The 17,248-nt window shown below is 43.1% G+C and carries 18 protein-coding genes; 13 read left to right on the top strand and 5 right to left on the bottom strand.

Annotation, left to right across the window (positions count from 1 at the left end):
• Nucleotides 1-2 precede the first annotated feature (2 nt).
• Both DQQ10_RS19660 and DQQ10_RS19655 read right to left on the bottom strand, forming a co-directional pair.
• Entirely contained in the window at nt 3-980 is a 978-nt protein-coding gene (locus tag DQQ10_RS19660; RefSeq protein ID WP_112748629.1) for a glycoside hydrolase family 5 protein, read from the bottom strand.
• Between the two features lie 106 nt (nt 981-1,086).
• The gene (locus DQQ10_RS19655) at nt 1,087-2,658 is read right to left on the bottom strand and encodes a glycosyltransferase family 39 protein (protein ID WP_112748628.1); all 1,572 of its coding nucleotides are present in this window, start codon (nt 2,656-2,658) and stop codon (nt 1,087-1,089) included.
• 83 nt (nt 2,659-2,741) lie between these two features.
• Here DQQ10_RS19655 and DQQ10_RS19650 point away from each other — a divergent pair, with 83 nt between their 5' ends.
• Entirely contained in the window at nt 2,742-4,343 is a 1,602-nt protein-coding gene (locus DQQ10_RS19650; protein ID WP_112748627.1) for a DUF4139 domain-containing protein, read from the top strand.
• Here the strand turns inward: DQQ10_RS19650 and DQQ10_RS19645 are convergent.
• Nucleotides 4,340-4,924 carry a cadmium resistance transporter gene (locus DQQ10_RS19645; protein ID WP_165824021.1) on the bottom strand — a complete coding sequence of 195 codons (585 nt, stop codon included), beginning with the start codon at nt 4,922-4,924 and terminating at the stop codon, nt 4,340-4,342. The genes DQQ10_RS19650 and DQQ10_RS19645 overlap by 4 nt on opposite strands.
• A gap of 162 nt (nt 4,925-5,086) precedes the next feature.
• On the opposite strand from DQQ10_RS19645, the gene DQQ10_RS19640 reads away from it, so the two are divergent.
• On the top strand, nt 5,087-5,485 hold the full coding sequence (locus tag DQQ10_RS19640) for a response regulator (protein ID WP_112748625.1): 399 nt from the start codon (nt 5,087-5,089) through the stop codon (nt 5,483-5,485).
• Nucleotides 5,486-5,822: 337 nt separating this feature from the next.
• Here the strand turns inward: DQQ10_RS19640 and DQQ10_RS19630 are convergent, their stop codons facing one another.
• A complete protein-coding gene (locus DQQ10_RS19630) occupies nt 5,823-6,782 on the bottom strand; it encodes a DHHW family protein (RefSeq protein WP_165824020.1) in 960 nt (319 codons plus the stop codon).
• 176 nt (nt 6,783-6,958) lie between these two features.
• Nucleotides 6,959-8,296 carry an MBOAT family O-acyltransferase gene (locus tag DQQ10_RS19625; RefSeq protein ID WP_245970475.1) on the bottom strand — a complete coding sequence of 446 codons (1,338 nt, stop codon included), beginning with the start codon at nt 8,294-8,296 and terminating at the stop codon, nt 6,959-6,961.
• 407 nt (nt 8,297-8,703) lie between these two features.
• On the opposite strand from DQQ10_RS19625, the gene DQQ10_RS19620 reads away from it, so the two are divergent.
• The 11 genes from DQQ10_RS19620 to DQQ10_RS19570 all read left to right on the top strand — a co-directional run bounded on the left by DQQ10_RS19620 (nt 8,704) and on the right by DQQ10_RS19570 (nt 17,182).
• Entirely contained in the window at nt 8,704-9,624 is a 921-nt protein-coding gene (locus tag DQQ10_RS19620) for a DMT family transporter (RefSeq protein ID WP_112748621.1), read from the top strand.
• Between the two features lie 10 nt (nt 9,625-9,634).
• Nucleotides 9,635-10,126: a GNAT family N-acetyltransferase gene (locus DQQ10_RS19615; RefSeq protein WP_112748620.1), complete on the top strand. Its 492-nt coding sequence runs from the start codon at nt 9,635-9,637 to the stop codon at nt 10,124-10,126.
• Nucleotides 10,127-10,129: 3 nt separating this feature from the next.
• Complete coding sequence (locus tag DQQ10_RS19610) at nt 10,130-10,648, top strand: GNAT family N-acetyltransferase (RefSeq protein ID WP_112748619.1); 519 nt, start codon at nt 10,130-10,132, stop codon at nt 10,646-10,648.
• Nucleotides 10,649-10,700: 52 nt separating this feature from the next.
• Entirely contained in the window at nt 10,701-11,195 is a 495-nt protein-coding gene (locus DQQ10_RS19605) for a GNAT family N-acetyltransferase (RefSeq protein WP_112748618.1), read from the top strand.
• Between the two features lie 45 nt (nt 11,196-11,240).
• Nucleotides 11,241-11,816 (top strand): DJ-1/PfpI family protein, encoded by a 576-nt coding sequence (locus tag DQQ10_RS19600; RefSeq protein WP_112748617.1) that lies wholly within the window; start codon nt 11,241-11,243, stop codon nt 11,814-11,816.
• Nucleotides 11,817-11,822: 6 nt separating this feature from the next.
• Nucleotides 11,823-12,437 carry an FMN-binding negative transcriptional regulator gene (locus DQQ10_RS19595; RefSeq protein WP_112748616.1) on the top strand — a complete coding sequence of 205 codons (615 nt, stop codon included), beginning with the start codon at nt 11,823-11,825 and terminating at the stop codon, nt 12,435-12,437.
• A 31-nt stretch (nt 12,438-12,468) separates the two neighbouring features.
• Nucleotides 12,469-13,881 (top strand): pyridoxal phosphate-dependent decarboxylase family protein, encoded by a 1,413-nt coding sequence (locus DQQ10_RS19590; protein ID WP_112748615.1) that lies wholly within the window; start codon nt 12,469-12,471, stop codon nt 13,879-13,881.
• Nucleotides 13,882-13,975: 94 nt separating this feature from the next.
• Nucleotides 13,976-15,052: a branched-chain amino acid aminotransferase gene (locus tag DQQ10_RS19585; protein ID WP_112748614.1), complete on the top strand. Its 1,077-nt coding sequence runs from the start codon at nt 13,976-13,978 to the stop codon at nt 15,050-15,052.
• A gap of 105 nt (nt 15,053-15,157) precedes the next feature.
• The gene (locus DQQ10_RS19580; RefSeq protein WP_112748613.1) at nt 15,158-16,156 is read left to right on the top strand and encodes a zinc-binding dehydrogenase; all 999 of its coding nucleotides are present in this window, start codon (nt 15,158-15,160) and stop codon (nt 16,154-16,156) included.
• Between the two features lie 6 nt (nt 16,157-16,162).
• Nucleotides 16,163-16,615, top strand: coding sequence for a GNAT family N-acetyltransferase (locus DQQ10_RS19575; RefSeq protein ID WP_317047960.1), 453 nt, complete (start codon nt 16,163-16,165; stop codon nt 16,613-16,615).
• Between the two features lie 18 nt (nt 16,616-16,633).
• Nucleotides 16,634-17,182 carry a hypothetical protein gene (locus DQQ10_RS19570; protein ID WP_112748612.1) on the top strand — a complete coding sequence of 183 codons (549 nt, stop codon included), beginning with the start codon at nt 16,634-16,636 and terminating at the stop codon, nt 17,180-17,182.
• The last annotated feature ends 66 nt before the right edge of the window (nt 17,183-17,248 follow it).

Here is a 17,248-nt window from a genome sequence, read left to right as displayed (position 1 = left end):
TGTTACTGCTTTTGACGCTTGTGTTTTGATCGAACTAAAAGCCCTGATGGATTAATCATATCTTCCGACCAACCGCCGCTCGGAGCAGCGCCTGGCTTAAGTGCTGCCGAGCTTTCATTTTTGTCGGCCACAGACCAGTTGCATCCACTAAGTTTATACTCGTCCATAAACGCAAACCAACGTTCTGTCTCTTCGGTGTCTACTGCGCCATTGCCGTTGGCATCAGTTGTACCATACTCCGTTACCATGAGCGCAATACCACGGTCGAGTGCGAACTTTGCGCGGTCCCGTAGCTCCTGCTTGTGTGTGCCTGCATAAAAATGAAGCGTATATGCCACATTCGAATCCTTGATCGGATCGAGCGCAGCTGAATCAACCCATTGTGACCAGTTGGGCGTGCCACACACGATTAGATTTTTTGTATCGTACTTCCGGATCGTATCAATGACTGCTTCATGATATGGCTTCAAAACTTTCGACCAAGAAACTTGAAGCGGCTCATTATACAATTCGTAGATCACATTAGGGTATCCACCATACCGTTTAGCCATGGATGCAAAGAATGTTTTTGACTCTTGAAGGTGGTTTTCTCCGTGATGATCGTGCCAATCGATAATGACATACAATCCGTTTGCTATTGCCGCATCTACTACGGTTATAATTTTTTGTTCTTCTCTCGCTGGATTTTGTAAATAGCCGCCGCCTTCAATACCCATGGCGGCACGAAGAATAGTGCAATTCCAATCTTGCTTTAACCACGACACAGTTTCGGCGTTGTAGTATTTGCCCATCCATTGACTCCAAAAGAATGACATCCCGTAGAGTTGTATAGGCGTACCGTTGCGATCGACGATGCGATTACCCTTCGCTTGCAATTGTCCAGATCGGTCAACAATTGTGGCACGGTCTGTTGATTTACAGCTCATCAAAATGGTCATGATCATCAATATGAAAAGGGAAGTGTGCTGCGATTTTTTCATAAACGGAATTTATTCATTATTCGAATGTAAAACCTTTTCTGAAGAAACAAGAAATACTTGTAGCAGACGCCTACCTTATAGTAAAGAAAATTGTCTTCAGTGTAGACTAGTCATAGTGTTTTTCATTCGGCCAAACATGTTTGATGTTGACTTTTAATTTTCTTCCGAGAAAAATTTTCATGTTGTCTTCGTAAGGCATACAATATTGGCAGTCGGACACAATCTCTTGCGTGACGCTTTCAAAATTTTCGATATGGTCTTCAAGTGATCCACCCATAATAATGATTAGGTCGCCGGTGTATTCGCGTGTCCCCCAGATCCAATAATTGTTGTGATTGCCGATGGCCTTCGGGAGTCCGTAAGCTTTACCATAATAGTCGATGGCGCCGCAATCACCATAATTTGTTCCAAAAATTGCGCAGCGTTTTTTCTCCTCTGCAGACAGCTTGTTAAAAACAATTGCTACATCACGTGCCTTCTCTTCCCATCCGAACATGTCAGCAAAATGCTGCGGTAGTTCGGAAAGTTCTTTCGACTCTGATGATGACGGTTCTTCTCCAAGCGCTTTTGCGTAAGCGATGTACTTGTCAACGGGGAGGATAGGCGCAGCCAATGGCGCGGCCACCACGGTGAGAGAAAAGATCAGGATGATCAAAAGCGGTCTTACGATTAGTGTTCCCATTTTAGATGCCGTGAGATTTTCCCACCACACGCTACCTGCTGCCCATAGGATTGCATATCCCGGCGCGAGATACTCGCCCTTGCTTGTGCCGTTTAAAATGAAAATAGCGAGTGGACCTAAAAATAAAAACGCGAGCCACCTGTATTGGCTAAGCTGTGCGTGGAAAAGAAGCGTTAACAAACCGGCTATCCACACGACACTTGCCAATAGGTTATTCATCAAAAATTGATCGCCAATAAATTTCAATGGACTTAATCCAGAATATTTACCCTCGGATGCGCGCTTAATAAATTCTAGATGTGCCCAATCATGCTGCATATTCCAGATGATGTATGGTGAAAAAATGATGAGCGCAATAATACCCGCAGCGTAGGGCCATGTTGTCGTTAACCACTTGCGTTGTGGTGTAATCACCAGACCAATAAAAAGACCACACCCGAGGAAAAGCACACCAATTTTATTGAGCAAGCCTAAGCCTAATACAAGGCCGAGTATAGGCCACAATCTTTTGTCTTCAGTTTGAATGATGCGCAACACGATATACCCAACAGCGGTCCAAATAAAAATGTCAATACTATTCATGGAGAAATGTGAATTCATGCCGATGCTGATCAGTGTGAATGAGCATAGGCCGGCTAATATTTGAGCGAACCATTTTCCGCCAAGGCGAAGGGTTATGAGGCCTGTGATGAAAATCGTTGCAGCACCGCACAACGCAGGAATAACACGAATGGCAAAAAGGGAATCGCCAAAGACAAGGGTTGAAAATTTTAGCATGAATACCGACAACGGGGGCTGGTCTACGTAGCCTGCTGCGAGGTGATCAGCGCACGCTAAATAATATAATTCGTCTCGGAAAATTCCGTAGCCACCGGTTGCGTTTATGACAAAGTGGAAAACAAGCTTTGCAACACTAATGTAGAAGATTGGCGCAAGGTCACCTTTAAAAAGTCGTTGTGAGAGCGCGGGCTTGAGTAACTTAAGTGTCGTTTCCATAGTTGGATTCAGGATAAAAAGATAAGGAGAAAATTCAGCATCGCTAGTTTGAATGGATTAACTTGTTAAATCAATATTATATTATGGATAGAATCTTAATCATCATCGGTCTGTTAATTTGTCTTGTAAAGACGGCATATGGTCAGCAACGGTTGCATCTGCTTTCAAAGACAGATGAAATTACACTGTACCTCACGGCGGCGGAGGTTAAGTCGGTGGCGCCCATTTCCTTAAAAGAGGGTACTACGACGGTAGTATTTGCGGGTTTGCCAATCTCGACTGTGGAAAACAGCGTCCAGGTTTCCTTACCCAAGGGCATTGAACTACTTTCGGTAGCAACTAACGAAGTCGCAGTCGACCCCACAAAAGCAGATCAAAATTTGCGCATGTTGCGAGATTCGCTTGAGTCGCTGCAACAGCGCTTGGAAGTTATTCAAAATCAAGTCGACGCCTTTCATGCCGAAAAAGAAATGTTGAAACAGAATCAGCATTTAGGCGGATCGCAAACAACGGTGTCGCTACTGGAATTAAATAAAGCAGCGGATTTTTTTCGGGAGAGAAATTTAAAAATCAACAATGCACTTTCTCTTTTGAACCGTAAGCTAAAAAAACTACAATCAGAATCGGACACACTGAGGTTGCAATATGATACGCGTTTAGGGCAGATTAAGCCGCTGCGAAAAGAGGTTGAAGTTGTTTTGTCTTCACCGATTGCACAAAAAATAGAGCTCACGTATCGTTACTTGATTACCGAGGCTGGGTGGAGCGCGGCTTATGACCTTGTTGCCACGGAGGTTAATAGACCTGTTACACTGAAATACAAAGCAAGGCTTTACAATGCCTCAGGCATAGATTGGAAGGATGTGAAGATTAGTCTATCAACAGGAGATCCATCGTTAAACGCCTCGCGACCTTACCTTACGGCATGGACGCTCAATTACAATTCGGCCGCAAACGAAGGTCAGCTGCAGTATAATAACAACATGAATGCGATGGCTGTGCAAAATGCTGAATCTTCTGATGAGGAGATTGCCGTTGCGGAAATGAGTACGACCTTTCCCATTGAAAAAAAACATTCTGTCCCCTCGCGCATACAACCTTATTGGATCGACTTGAGCACAGCATCGCTTGATGCCACGTTTGAATATCTCACGATTCCAAAAATCGATTTAAGCGCGTTCCTCATCGCGAAAGTTGCCGGATGGGAAAAACTCAATTTGATTGACGGCGATGCAAATGTGTATTTTGGAAACGCATACATTGGACAATCCAGGATCAACACGCGTTCAATGTCAGATACATTAGAACTTTCGCTAGGGCGCGACAATCAGATCATTGTAAGTCGCGCGAAGTTGGAAGATAAGGGTGAGACAAAATTGATTGGCACAAAACGTTCTGAAGCATTCAAATATGAAATCCTAATAAAGAATAATCGGAACGTTCCAATCACGATCAAGATTCAAGATCAAATTCCGGTGTCGCAAGAAAGCGATATCACCGTCGAACGGGACGATGTTAGCAATGCTTCAATGGATGCTTTGTCCGGAAGATTGCAATGGTTGAAAACAATTCCTGCAGGCCAGAACGTGGAGTTGACAAATGCTTTTACCGTCAGGTATCCTAAAGGAAAACACGTTAACATCCGGAAACAGCGCTTGGTGAAAACGCCGCGATATAGACACTAGAATAGGAGCGACAGTGTTTTATTCTCGTACAAGAGATAAATACCGAGCAGAATCAAGATAAATGGCGTTATTCGATGCCCATATTTTGATAGCGTGAGTTTCAGCAGGGGATGGTTGGAAAGGTAATTTGCAATGACACACCACAACAAAGTCATTAGCAAGAACACGCCGACCATTCCTATTTTTTCAAAAGATGACAGCGCTGCAAAGAGCGGAACATATACGCCGACATTATCACCACCGTTAGCAATTGTTACCAAAGCAACACCAATAATCATGTTCTTCGGTGATATCGAAATATTTTCATTCTCCTCGTCTTCATTATTAAATAACTGTTTGACGCCAAGATAAATTGGAAACAGTCCCAGAAAACCAATGAAAACCGGTGAAATGAAATTTCCCGCATAGGAGATGATGATGCTGATACCAATCAGCACACCTATACCCATAATTTGTCCAATGTAGATGTTGGGGGATTTGTAGTGTCTGTCACCAAAAAAAAGTGTTAGTAAAAATAGGTCATCGATGTTTGTGGCGATGAACGCTAGCGCGCTGGTAAGAATGAGTTCAAGTATCGGCAAGGTTTGACTTTGAAGAACAAAGATACATGTAGATATCACACTCGAAAAATACCTTATACATTCCATCGCTATTCTCTTTTGCTTTCACAGGAAATGATTATTTATGTGTAATGATTTAGTTCGACTTCGATAGTGCTAGAGGAAATTATCAACAGTTTCAAAATGTCTAAAACAATAGTATTGATCGACGATGATCCGGATGATTTAGACATCATGAAGGAAACTTTGGAAAAAGTAGCGCCATCGGCACGATGTATTAGCTTTCTTTACCCCGACGAGGCGGTTCGTGTAATCACAACAGAGTTTATTGTTGCCCCTGATATGATTATCATCGATATGAATATGCCACGCAAAACCGGGTTAGAATGTCTGCGGGAATTGCGTTCGCAAGAAACATTTGATGACACACCGATAATCATTTATTCGACAACGATAAGTCAAACGGTTCAAGATACACTTCGCAACGCGGGGGCTTCCCATGTTTTTCAGAAGCCATCGAAGTATGATGCTTGGGAAAAAGTTCTATCGCGTGTTTTGATCGATGTAGGCGGCCCTCAATAAATAGTGTACACTTTCGTTCATCATGCTGTTCAATATGTAACAGCGTGTAACAGGAAATACATCAAAATAAGCTTTCTAGTGGTATTTATCTCTGGCGTTCAATTTGCAAGACGTCGTCAAAACCGCATTATGAGAACTTTATTGATAGTTATCCTTTGGTGTATTTTGTTTATGATGTGTTGGCCATTAGCCTTACTACTCATCATTTTTTATCCTATTATTTGGCTGATCTTATTGCCCTTCCGGATTATAGGATTTACAGTTGAAGCGGTCTTCAAATTGATCGGCGAAATTCTGATGCTTCCTTTCCGCATTGTGAAAGGCCTTGCAAAGTAGGTTATAAATATCTTTCGACTCGAACATCAATGATGATGTCCGGCTTGTACTCATCAACATATTTCTGGTTATACTTTTTCCACAAAAAAGTAATGTCATAAAAGTGCAGTGAAAGGAATCGTTGAACAGCAGACGAATACGAGTCACGGAAGACAAGTACCCTTTTTTTATTCGTACACGTTTCGCAGCGTGTAATGATCGTTTCTTCTGGATATCCATCAGTGGAGAGGTATTCCACTTTAATGTCATCATGGCGATAGGTGAATGTGGGGATTGTATCTTTGAATGCCGTTGTGGTGGTTACGCCCAATAAATTCACGAGGTCTCCATTCGTTGTTTCATTCCAAGTAATCTCAAAGTCGGTTATTTTTTTCGGCACTACTTGTAGTTGCTCAAATCGCTGATTCAAGAATGACTCGTAGGCATAAAATGCGCCTAACTCGTTCCAGTGCGAATCAAGTTTAAGATAGAGCCTTCGTTCCTTCTTTTTACTGAGAAGGGCTTGCCGTACGTCGAAAAATTGTACAGCTGCATTTGTACGTTTTAAGTATTCTATTATTTGATCTGCTTTTGACGTTGAGCCTCGAATTTGCATCTTCATTTTTTGAGGAAGCAGTTCGGGATAAATGGTGTGTGTTTGTGGCCAAAAACCTGGAATATAAACTATGCCTGCTCGTTTATTGGTCTCGAATTTATCAATTAGCTTTTGACAATATTCTTCTAGGTCCTCCTCATTCAATTTATCGCGGTGTGTATAGCTATCATAGATAGCGTCTTTCCCGTCAGCACCATTGTAAAAAATCCAATTGTTGTCACCGACAATTACGTTGTCGTTGTTGATGGGCGAATTGAAAACTTTTAATTTCACCAAGCTTCCCCAATTGATGAGTTGACTTCGAAGTCCAAAATTATCATTGTAATATTTTTCGAAGTTTTTGGCGAAGGTCTTCGTCATTTCCATTGACGGCATTTTTGCGAGCTCTCGCTTTTCTAAATTTTGCGAAGGTGCCAAATCAAAAACTTGAATGAACATTGGCGTGATTAGAATTGCGCTAAAGATTGCGATCGTCGCATATCGTACTATTATGATCGGAAATTCAAAACGTAGATTCTTCGTGCTCATCATTTCAACATTTTCTAAAATCTAAAATAAATGAATGGGTTGTAGTTTGCTTGTGCTAACTCCAATATGGCAAACATGAAAAGTAGCATGTGGATAACGACAATGCCGATCAGTCGAAAACTTGATTGCTGAACGAGCCCACCATCACGGTGAGAAGATAATCGTTTCGGGAATTTTACATGCATGGAGAAGAAAACACCGGCGAGTAAAAGAAAAATGCTGTAGTTGTTTAGCATAACAAAAGCAACATCATTTTTACGAGAACCGGTTCCGACCATGTTGCCCAGATATTGGATAGCATGACTAAGGTTATCCGCGCGAAACAATACCCAGCCTACCAACACAACCAGAATTACGTACACATGTTTGAGCACGGATGGAAATTTCTCTGTTCGAATAATTTCACTTCTCTCAAGAATTAAGAAAAGACCATGAAAAAGTCCCCACACAACAAAGTTCCAACTTGCGCCGTGCCAAAGCCCGGTGACGAAGAATACAATAAACAGATTTAGATAGGTGCGGAATGGACCTTTCTGATTTCCGCCGAGCGGGATATAGAGATAGTCTCGAAACCATGTCGACAATGAGATATGCCATCGTCTCCAAAAGTCTTGTGTGGAAATAGCCGTATACGGGTAGTTGAAGTTTTCTTTGAATGTGAAGCCAAACATTTTAGCTAATCCAATGGCCATATCTGAATAGCCCGAAAAGTCAAAATAAATTTGCAGCATATACGCGATGGCACCAATCCAAGCTGCTGATATCGAAATGCCGTCACTCGATTGTTGAAAAGCTCGGTCTGCGATAAGCGCGGCTGTGTTGGCAACGAGAATTTTTTTTGCGAACCCCTGAATAAATCGAATGATCCCTTCAAAAAACATTTGAGATGTTTCTTGCCGTGCTCGAATTTGTGATTCGATGTCGGAGTATCTTACAATAGGACCGGCGACAAGCTGTGGAAAAAATGCAATATATAGTCCTAGATCAAAAGGATTCTTCTGGCCCGGTAATCCTTTTCTGTAGATATCAACGAGATAGGAAAGTCCATGAAAAGTGTAGAACGAAATTCCAATCGGGAGCGCCATGGTCTTACTGAATGCAAGCTCAGGAATTTCAAACGGGAGATTTGAAACGATAAATCCAAGATACTTATAATAGACAAGTAGGAGTAGATTGATGCAAATGCCGATTGCAAGAATTGCTTTCGAAACTTTCGGACGATGTGCGAAACCTGATATCCCAAGACCGGCGAAGTAGTTGATCATGGTCGAGGCAATCATCACCAACACTAACGCTCCCTCGCCCCATGCGTAAAAGACAAGACTTACAATGAGCAGAAAGAAATTCCGCAAACGCGGTGGTAATATAAAATTCAGGACAAGTACAAAAGGGAGGAATAAAAATAGGAAAACAGTGGAGCTGAATACCATAACTAGCAAGGGGCTTGGCGTCTTAACGCGGTGGCTTACGATTTTATAAGTCAAAGATAACGATCGTCGCCCACATCTTCGAAATAGAGAATCGCGTCAAAAATACCTATTAGTTCTCTATTTACAACAGAGATGTTCAGCATCCGGATGACGTAAGCATGAACCGTGACAGATGTTCATATACATCCGGTTGACTTTTGCGAGTTGATTGTCACATTAAAACTGATATGGTCAAAATACTAAAAACTGAAACTGTTTTTTTGCCGTATAAATCACAAGTTTTGTTAACTGATTAGTGTCAGCAAGTTTTCACCACAACCGCTCATACTTTGAAAAAGGGTTTACTTCTTCCGTACATTGCGCTCGTTTCCATCTGTTTGATCTGGGGCACGACCTACTTGGCCTTGCGCATCGCCGTAACACATTTTCCGCCATTCTTATTTGTCGTGATCCGACAGATCATTGCTGGTTTGATTCTCGGGGGTGGAGTTATGCTCGTACGTAAAACAAGTTTACCGTCATGGCGCGAAATCAGACGTCAAGCGATTGCAGGATTCTTTATGATTTCTCTCGGAAACGGGCTGGTTGCCTGGGCTGAAGTAGAGATTCCAAGTGGTATTGCTGCCATTATTTGTTCGCTCATGCCGGTAATGGTAATCCTTATAAACCTCACCATTAATAAAGACGAAAAACCAACGGTACCGATATTGCTCGGTGTAGCGATGGGACTGGCAGGTATTGTGATGATCTTTGGTGAAAATATTTCTGAGTTTGCCAATCCAACATATCTCTTGTCAATCATCATGGTATTTGTTGGCGTGATCAGTTGGGCAGGTGGAAGCATTTGGTTGAAGAAAGATAAAACGACATCGGACCCTTTTTTGAATGCCGGTATTCAGATGTTTTTTGGTGGCGTGTGGCTAATTCCTTTCTCGTTATTTTTCGACGATCTTGAAACCGTTCGGTGGACGCCAGAAGCTGCCTATGCGTTGGTGTATCTCATTATTCTTGGCTCTGTCGTCGCCTATGCATGTTATACGTTTGTATTGCGAAAGCTCCCAATGACAATCGTGTCTTTGTACGCCTATGTCAACCCGTTGGTCGCTGTGTTTCTAGGATGGCTTATACTTGATGAACAATTAAACCTCAACACGGTGATTGCTTTCGCACTTACCGTCGCCGGTATCTACGTTGTGAATCGAGGATATCAATTGCGTGATGCATGGAGAGCCCAACTGTCAGATCGATAAACACCTTGTTATGGAAAAGCATGTTACCACGACGCATGTGTCGATTCGTGTAGAAGATTACATTTCGTTTCACCAACCGTGGTTTGAAAAACTAAACCGCGCTTGGATCGAAGAACATTTCTGGATGGAGCCGATTGACTTTCAAGTGCTGCAGCATCCTGAAGAATACATCATTGCTCACGGTGGTGCAATATTGATGGCATATGTTGATAAAGAAATTGCGGGGACAGTGGCACTCAAGTATGTACAAGAAGGTGTGTACGAATTCACGAAGATGGCGGTCGATGAGAAGTTTCGCGGGATGAAAGTTGGACAGGCACTTGCTGAGGCTGCAATCTTAAAAGCTAAATCAAAAGGCGCACGGAAAATCATTTTGTATTCAAGCACAAAACTTAAACCTGCGCTCGCACTATATCGAAAAATTGGATTCGTTGATGTACCGGTTGACGGACCCTATAAAAGAAGCGACGTTAAAATGGAGTTATCTTTATTTGAACTGTAAGTCATGACTGTATTTTCAATACGTATTGCAACCATCGACGATGCTCCTTTGCTGCAGCGATTGGGTAGTAAAACTTTTTCTGATACTTTCAGTGCGTTCAATACCGCTGAAAATATGAAGCGTTATATCGAGAAGAATTTCTCTTCAGATAAAGTAAAGGAAGAACTCCTTGATACGAACGCTCAAACTATTTTATTACACGATGGCGCTGAATGCGTTGGGTTTGCCCGACTTCGACGAGGCGGTAATCCAGTTGAAATACAGGGTAAGGCAATAGAAATTGAGCGCATCTACGTGGAAAAAGATTATATCGGTGGTGGTGTGGGCAATGCATTGATGCAGGAGTGTATCCGCCGTGCTAAAGAAGATGGAGTAGAGGTGATATGGCTTGGTGTATGGGAACACAATCCCAGGGCTATCCGCTTCTATGAGAAAAATGGATTTAAGAAATTTAGTGAACACGTGTTTATGCTCGGCGACGATGCGCAAACCGATTGGCTCATGAGGAAAGATTTGAACTGACTATTAATGGTCTTAGCAAAAGCTGAGATGAAACTTCGATATACATACTAACATGCACTTTCGCGACGCCACCCTCGACGATCTCCCAACAATCGTGGCTATTTATAATTCCACCATCGCCTCGCGCATGGTCACCGCCGATACTGATGAAGTAACGGTGGATAGCCGTAGAAAATGGTTTGATGAACATTCTCCGACGAAACGACCACTGTGGATGGTTTCTGTTGGGCAACACGAAATTGGATGGGTGAGTTTTCAGTCTTTCTACGGTAGACCTGCATATAACGCTACCGTCGAGATTAGTATTTACCTCGACACCGCTGCGCGAGGGAAGGGATATGGAAAGGAAATTCTGAACGAAGCGATGAAGCGTTGTTCGCCACTCGGCATCAAAACATTGCTGGGATTCATCTTCGCGCACAACGAGCCAAGTATTAAGCTTTTTAAGCAAGCTGGTTTTACGGAGTGGGCAAACTTTCCAAATGTTGCAGAGCTTGATGGTGTCGAACGAAGTCTCATCATTCTCGGAAAAAGGCTGTCGTCGTGACGTAACGAACGAAAAGTGTACTACCCTTTTAAAAAAAAATAATTCATGAAAACAGTTGCCCTCGTAGTGTTCGATAACTTTACTGACATCGATCTATTTCTTCCTTGGGATTTATTCAACCGGGTTCGCCTCCGTGATAAGCAATGGGAGGTGAAGATTCTCGGAACAGCACCGCGCCATCAATCTCAGACAGGATTGTTTGTCGATACGCATGGTAGCATTGAAGAAGCTAACACCGCTGACGTTGTTTTCTTTACAAGTGGGGCGGGTACACGCAAACTAATGCGCGACGAATCCTATCTGACGCGATTCAAACTGAATCCTGAAAAGCAAGTGATTTGCTCGATGTGCTCAGGATCTTTGTTGCTTGCGGGCATGGGTTTGCTCAACGACATTTCTGCGACCACGTATCCAACAGCGGTAGAAGCATTGAAATCATTTGGTGTTGAAGTCGAAGAGAAACCGCTTGTTACACACGGGAACATTGCGACAGCAGCAGGATGTCTGGCAGCACTCGACCTGATCAGCTGGGTGTTAGAGAAGACCGCTGGAGCCAATATTAAAGATGATGTAATGGCTTCTGTACAGCCTGTTGGAAAAGGCCTTGAATGTATCTATTAAGAAATTATGTACACACCCAATCATTTTAAGCAGCCTGATGAAGCAGTGACGAAAAGTTTCATTCGAGAGAATGGATTTGGCACATTGATATCACAAGTGGAAGGATCTTTATGGGCGTCTCACATTCCGATGCAGCTGTCCGCAGACGGAAGCATATTGTCGGGACATGTTTCGCGCGGTAACAAAAGTTGGAAGTCGTTCGAAAATGCCAACGAGGTGCTGGCTATTTTTCAAGGTCCGCACACCTATATATCCTCGTCATGGTACGATCATCAAAATGTACCAACTTGGAATTACATCGCAGTACATGTATATGGTTCAATTCGAACAATCGAAGGTGAGGAACTATACCAGTCGTTGAAAGATCTGTTGGATACCTATGAAGCGCACGTCGAGCATCCTGTAACGATGGAATCACTTTCTGATGAATACGTTAACCAAAACCTCCGCGCGTTGGTAGGATTTCAAATTGAGATTTCGCGAATGGAAGCAAGTTATAAGCTATCACAAAATCGTGATGCAAAAAATCATCAATCGATCATTAAGCATCTCGAGCAAAGTAACGATGCAAACGCGCATGCTATTGCGAACGAAATGAAAAAGCATCATCCAAAAAATTGAACGAAAAAACCTCACTATCGAATAGCCACTTATGTCATACCTTAACACCACACTTCACCACGACTTTCAACAACTCGATACCATTTTACAAAAGTCGTTGCGCTTGGCGAATGAGTATTTTTCCAATCAAACGGAGATGGCTCCTGGTCGCTACATTCCAGATGTGATGTTGAATGATATGCCACGGATTGGTATCGGCGCGTCTGCCGTGCTCGACCTTTTTGCAAATTATTACGCTGAACAGATGGCGAATAGCGCCGGGCCACGATACTTCGGATTTGTTACCGGTGGGTCCACGCCAGCATCCATTGCAGGTGATTGGCTTGTGAGTGCATACGATCAAAATGCTTGTGGAAGTAATGACTCCATTGCGCCACAGATGGAACGACAAACACTTCATTTTCTAAAACAACTCTTGGGCATCGATGAGGAATACTTTGGATCATTCGTCACGGGCGCTACGATGTCAAATTTCGTGGGGCTCGCCATCGGTCGGCAATGGGTGGGCGAGCAATTTGGTATAGACTTTAGCCAAGATGGAATATCAGATAAAGCACCAATTAAGGTTGTAAGTGCGACACCTCACTCCAGTATATTCAAAGCGATGTCCATGCTCGGCATAGGTAGAAAATCGATGATTCATGTTCCAACCATGGACGGAAGGGAAGCGATTGACGTAAATGCGCTGGAAGATGTGCTGAAAGAAATCAATCATCCCGTGATTGTCGTTGCCAATGCTGGAACAGTGAATACGGTTGATTTTGATAACATGATCGCTATTGGTAAGCTGAAGAAGAAGTACAACTTTTGGCTACATGTTGACGGAGCTTTTGGTGCTTTCGCGGCATGTTCTGATAAGTACGATCATTTGATGAACGGTGTGAATCATGCAGATAGCATCACCGTTGACGCGCATAAATGGTTGAATGTGCCTTACGATGCGGCGATGCAATTCACGCGTCACCAGGCACTGCAACTGAAGGTATTTCAAAATAGTGCGGCTTACCTTGGCGATCCGTTGGCAAGCCCCGATTACTTTCACTACACACCTGAAAACTCACGGCGCTTTCGCGCGTTACCAGCTTGGTTTACTTTACTCGCTTATGGATGGGAGGGATATCGCGAGATGATTGAACGCAACTGTGATGCAGCGAAGTTATTGGCCGATGCGCTTGAGGCATCTTCCAATCGTTTTCAACTTTTGGCGCCGGTGAGAATGAATGTTGTTTGCTTTACCCTCACAGGTGTCATTACGATGGATGAGATCAAAACATTTTTGGCCGCTATACGCGACGACGGCAGAGTGTTCTTTACGCCCACAATGTACAAAGGGAAACCAGGAATTCGGGCGGCAATCTCCAATTGGAAGACACAACCCGAAGATATTGCCATCGCGGTGACGGCGCTAAACCAGGTTCATCAGGCGATTTTGCACACTACGTAGGCGGGTCTAAATCGACTCGAGGGCTTTTTTGAAGAAATTTGTGAGAATTATAGAAGATTATTAAGAAATTGTCGACGCGATAATTTAACGATATATGACTACCATCACGACCACGATTCCCGTACAACGGGTTGCAAAATCCAGAATCCAAGAAACAGATTTTAATAACCTGGAATTCGGTAAATACATTGCCGATCATATGCTCGTCTCTGATTTCAAAGACGGTAAGTGGCATGAACCTACCATCGTTCCGTTTGCAGATATTTCTGTGAGCCCTGCGATGCTTTCACTGCACTATGGACAATCGATCTTTGAAGGCATGAAAGCTTTCTGGATGGCTGATGGCAACATCAATATTTTCCGTCCGCACAAGCATAGTGCGCGCTTGAATCGTTCACTTGATCGCATGTGTATGCCGATCATCACTGAAGAGATGTTTATCCAATCGCTTCACGCTTTGGTAGAAACTGATAAAGAATGGATACCAAAGTCAGAAGGATCTTCCCTTTATATCCGCCCGTTGGTGTTTGCTTTTGAAGCGCGCCTCGGGGTAAAAGTTGCTGATCACTTTAAGTTCATTATCATGAACAGCCCAGTGGCAGCGTACCAACCTAAACCTTACCGCTTGAAGGTTGAGACAAAATTTACACGCACGGCAGAAGGTGGAACTGGTTTTGCAAAATGTGCCGGTAACTACGGTGGCGCTTTCTATCCCACACAAATTGCACGTGAGGAAGGATTTGATCAAGTGCTATGGACCGATCATAAGGAGCACAAGTATATCGATGAGGTAGGGATGATGAACGTTATGTTCGTCATCAATGGAAAATTGGTTACACCTCAGCTGACATCAGCTATTCTCGAAGGTGTGACGCGCGACACGATATTAACGCTGGCGAAAGATATGGGTGTTCAGATCGAAGAGCGCCGTGTGAGCGTTGAGGAAATTGAAAAAGGCTTGAAGAGTGGCGAAATTACAGAAGCATTCGGTGCAGGTACCGCTGCCGTTGTAGCGCCTATCGCCGTGATTCATATTAATGGATACGATCATCAAATACCAGTAGCGGGTGCTGATAGCTTCCAATCAAAAGTGAAAGCGAAGTTGCATAACATCCGCATGGGACTAGAGCCAGACATTCATGGTTGGAATCATATCATTCGCGTAAAATAATTTGGTTGCCTGATCTCTACGGTCAGGCAACTTTTTTTTGAACTTCTTCTTTTAACATCGGCCAAGTTCTTTTCCCGATCGTTCTATTCTTTAAAAATATTATTTGTGAAAGCAATACTTTTTAAAAGTCCAACATCGCCGTTGGTGGTTGAAGACATTAAAAAACCGAAGGCAACAAAAGATCAGGTATTGATCAAGCTTAAATATGCAGCGCTTAATCATCGTGATTTGTGGATTATGAAAGAACAAACACAAGTGTTGTCGGAGGGTATTGTTCTTGGCTCCGACGGCTGTGGCGTGATTGAAGACGTAGGGGAGGATGTAGACGACTTGTGGATTGGTAGTGAAGTAGTGATCAATCCGAGTCTTGACTGGGGAGAAAATCCAATTGTTCAAGGTGACAAATTTCGAATCCTTGGGTTTCCTGATCATGGTACATTCGCGGAATACATTGTCGTTTCAAAAAAATATATCTTCGAAAAACCTGAGCACCTGACGTCGGAACAAGCTGCCGCGGTACCATTGTCGGCGTTGACTGCTTATCGTGCTTTGTTTTCGAAGGCGCGTCTCCGTTCGAAAGAACGTGTGCTCATCACAGGTATTGGTGGTGGCGCCGCACTGTGGGCTTTACAATTTGCAGTTGCTTATCAAGCAAAGGTTTTCGTCACATCGGGCTCGGATGAAAAACTAGCGCAAGCAAAATCGTTGGGTGCGTTGGGTGGCTACAACTACAAAGACCCCGAGTGGGCAGCGAAAGCGGAAAAGGATAGCGCCGGATTTGACATCATTATCGATAGCGCAGGGGGTAATGATTTTAATAAGCTCATAGAGATTGCAGCACCGGGCGGACGCATCGTAAACTTTGGTAGAACGGCAGGGAATATTTCCGAGCTATCGACGCGGCTGCTCTATTGGAAGCAACTTTCTGTTCTCGGATCAACAATGGGAACCAGAGATGAGTTTTTGTCGATGCTCGACTTCCTTGAAAGCAGAAATCTCAAACCAGTGATCGATAAAGTATATCCTCTCGATCAAGTGAAAGAAGCTTTTCAACGAATGGAAACGGGTAATCAGTTTGGAAAGATTGTATTAAAAATTAGCTGACAGAATATGATGAAGAATTTTGAATCGGGAGAGTTCACCTATAGTACCGACAAATCGCTACTTGATGTAGATTATATTCACGCTTTTTTATCGCAGCGTTCGTATTGGGCGAAGGGAATTCCAAAAGAAGTTGTTGTTCGAAGTATCGAAAATTCGCTTTCGTTTGGGGTTTACCATCATCAGAAACAAGTTGGGTTTGCCAGAGTCGTTACTGACTATGCAACGTTTGGTTACCTGGCGGATGTTTTTATAGATGAAGGTTACCGTGGAAAGGGTTTATCGAAATCGCTGATGGAGTTTGTTTTCGGACTCGAAGAATTAAAAGGATTAAGAAGAATGGTTTTGGTCACCAGCGATGCGCACACACTCTACAGTCGTCATGGGTTTAAGGCATTGGCAGTGGCTGATCGATTTATGGAATTGCATAGACCGAACGTGTATAGCGCCCCGGTTTTATAGGATTAGTTCTCATTGCGTATGAAAAAAATATTGGTAGTTGTATTGGTTACATTAACGTTTGCTTGTAACCGTGAGAAAGCTAAGGATGCAAATGTTGACACGATGGCCGTAGAAAGAGATGCGGCGGTTGTTAAAAGTATTCCAAACGACTCAACGTATGAGCGCTTCCGTGATTTTAGAAATTACCTGGTCACGGGAAACGTCGCAGTTGAAGATATACAAGAAGTAAACTCAGTTTGCGCGGTCGTTGTCAGCCCTACCGATGAACAGATCAAATCGATGATCGAAGAAAATGGAGAGGAAGATTTTTCTACCATTGCCGACGATGCTTCTTTTTATCAGTCAGAAGGGACACTAACGCTCGACTCTTTTGGAATTAAGACAATCGAAGCTGAAAAACGATATATCAGATTTGTGGGTGAATCTGAAACCTGGGTTTTAGACATTCGACAGAAAGGTGCGCCGGAATGGAGTATTATATTTTTTGATCCTAAAAAAGCGCCGCAGGTTAATAGCTGGGTCGACATCACATTCGACGAGCTTATTGCTTATTATGGTTTAAAATAGTCGTTTTGACTTTTTGTTAGCAGAGACAGTTTTTTTGATTTATTTTCAAGGCGACAATTATTGTAA

It is taken from the genome of Pseudochryseolinea flava (assembly GCF_003286915.1).
Taxonomy (GTDB): Bacteria; Bacteroidota; Bacteroidia; order Cytophagales; family Cyclobacteriaceae; genus Ohtaekwangia; species Ohtaekwangia flava.
Note: the sequence above shows the minus strand (reverse complement) of the source record. Positions and strands in the feature narration are given on the sequence as shown.

What these genes read in the sequence shown, in the direction of transcription:
- DQQ10_RS19660 (WP_112748629.1), bottom strand. Translation starts at nt 980, where the DNA reads ATGAAAAAATCGCAGCACACTTCCCTTTTCATATTGATGATCATGACC.
- DQQ10_RS19655 (WP_112748628.1), bottom strand. Translation starts at nt 2,658, where the DNA reads ATGGAAACGACACTTAAGTTACTCAAGCCCGCGCTCTCACAACGACTT.
- DQQ10_RS19650 (WP_112748627.1), top strand. Translation starts at nt 2,742, where the DNA reads ATGGATAGAATCTTAATCATCATCGGTCTGTTAATTTGTCTTGTAAAG.
- DQQ10_RS19640 (WP_112748625.1), top strand. Translation starts at nt 5,087, where the DNA reads ATGTCTAAAACAATAGTATTGATCGACGATGATCCGGATGATTTAGAC.
- DQQ10_RS19630 (WP_165824020.1), bottom strand. Translation starts at nt 6,782, where the DNA reads ATGGAAATGACGAAGACCTTCGCCAAAAACTTCGAAAAATATTACAAT.
- DQQ10_RS19615 (WP_112748620.1), top strand. Translation starts at nt 9,635, where the DNA reads ATGGAAAAGCATGTTACCACGACGCATGTGTCGATTCGTGTAGAAGAT.
- DQQ10_RS19610 (WP_112748619.1), top strand. Translation starts at nt 10,130, where the DNA reads ATGACTGTATTTTCAATACGTATTGCAACCATCGACGATGCTCCTTTG.
- DQQ10_RS19605 (WP_112748618.1), top strand. Translation starts at nt 10,701, where the DNA reads ATGCACTTTCGCGACGCCACCCTCGACGATCTCCCAACAATCGTGGCT.
- DQQ10_RS19600 (WP_112748617.1), top strand. Translation starts at nt 11,241, where the DNA reads ATGAAAACAGTTGCCCTCGTAGTGTTCGATAACTTTACTGACATCGAT.
- DQQ10_RS19595 (WP_112748616.1), top strand. Translation starts at nt 11,823, where the DNA reads ATGTACACACCCAATCATTTTAAGCAGCCTGATGAAGCAGTGACGAAA.
- DQQ10_RS19590 (WP_112748615.1), top strand. Translation starts at nt 12,469, where the DNA reads ATGTCATACCTTAACACCACACTTCACCACGACTTTCAACAACTCGAT.
- DQQ10_RS19585 (WP_112748614.1), top strand. Translation starts at nt 13,976, where the DNA reads ATGACTACCATCACGACCACGATTCCCGTACAACGGGTTGCAAAATCC.
- DQQ10_RS19575 (WP_317047960.1), top strand. Translation starts at nt 16,163, where the DNA reads ATGATGAAGAATTTTGAATCGGGAGAGTTCACCTATAGTACCGACAAA.
- DQQ10_RS19570 (WP_112748612.1), top strand. Translation starts at nt 16,634, where the DNA reads ATGAAAAAAATATTGGTAGTTGTATTGGTTACATTAACGTTTGCTTGT.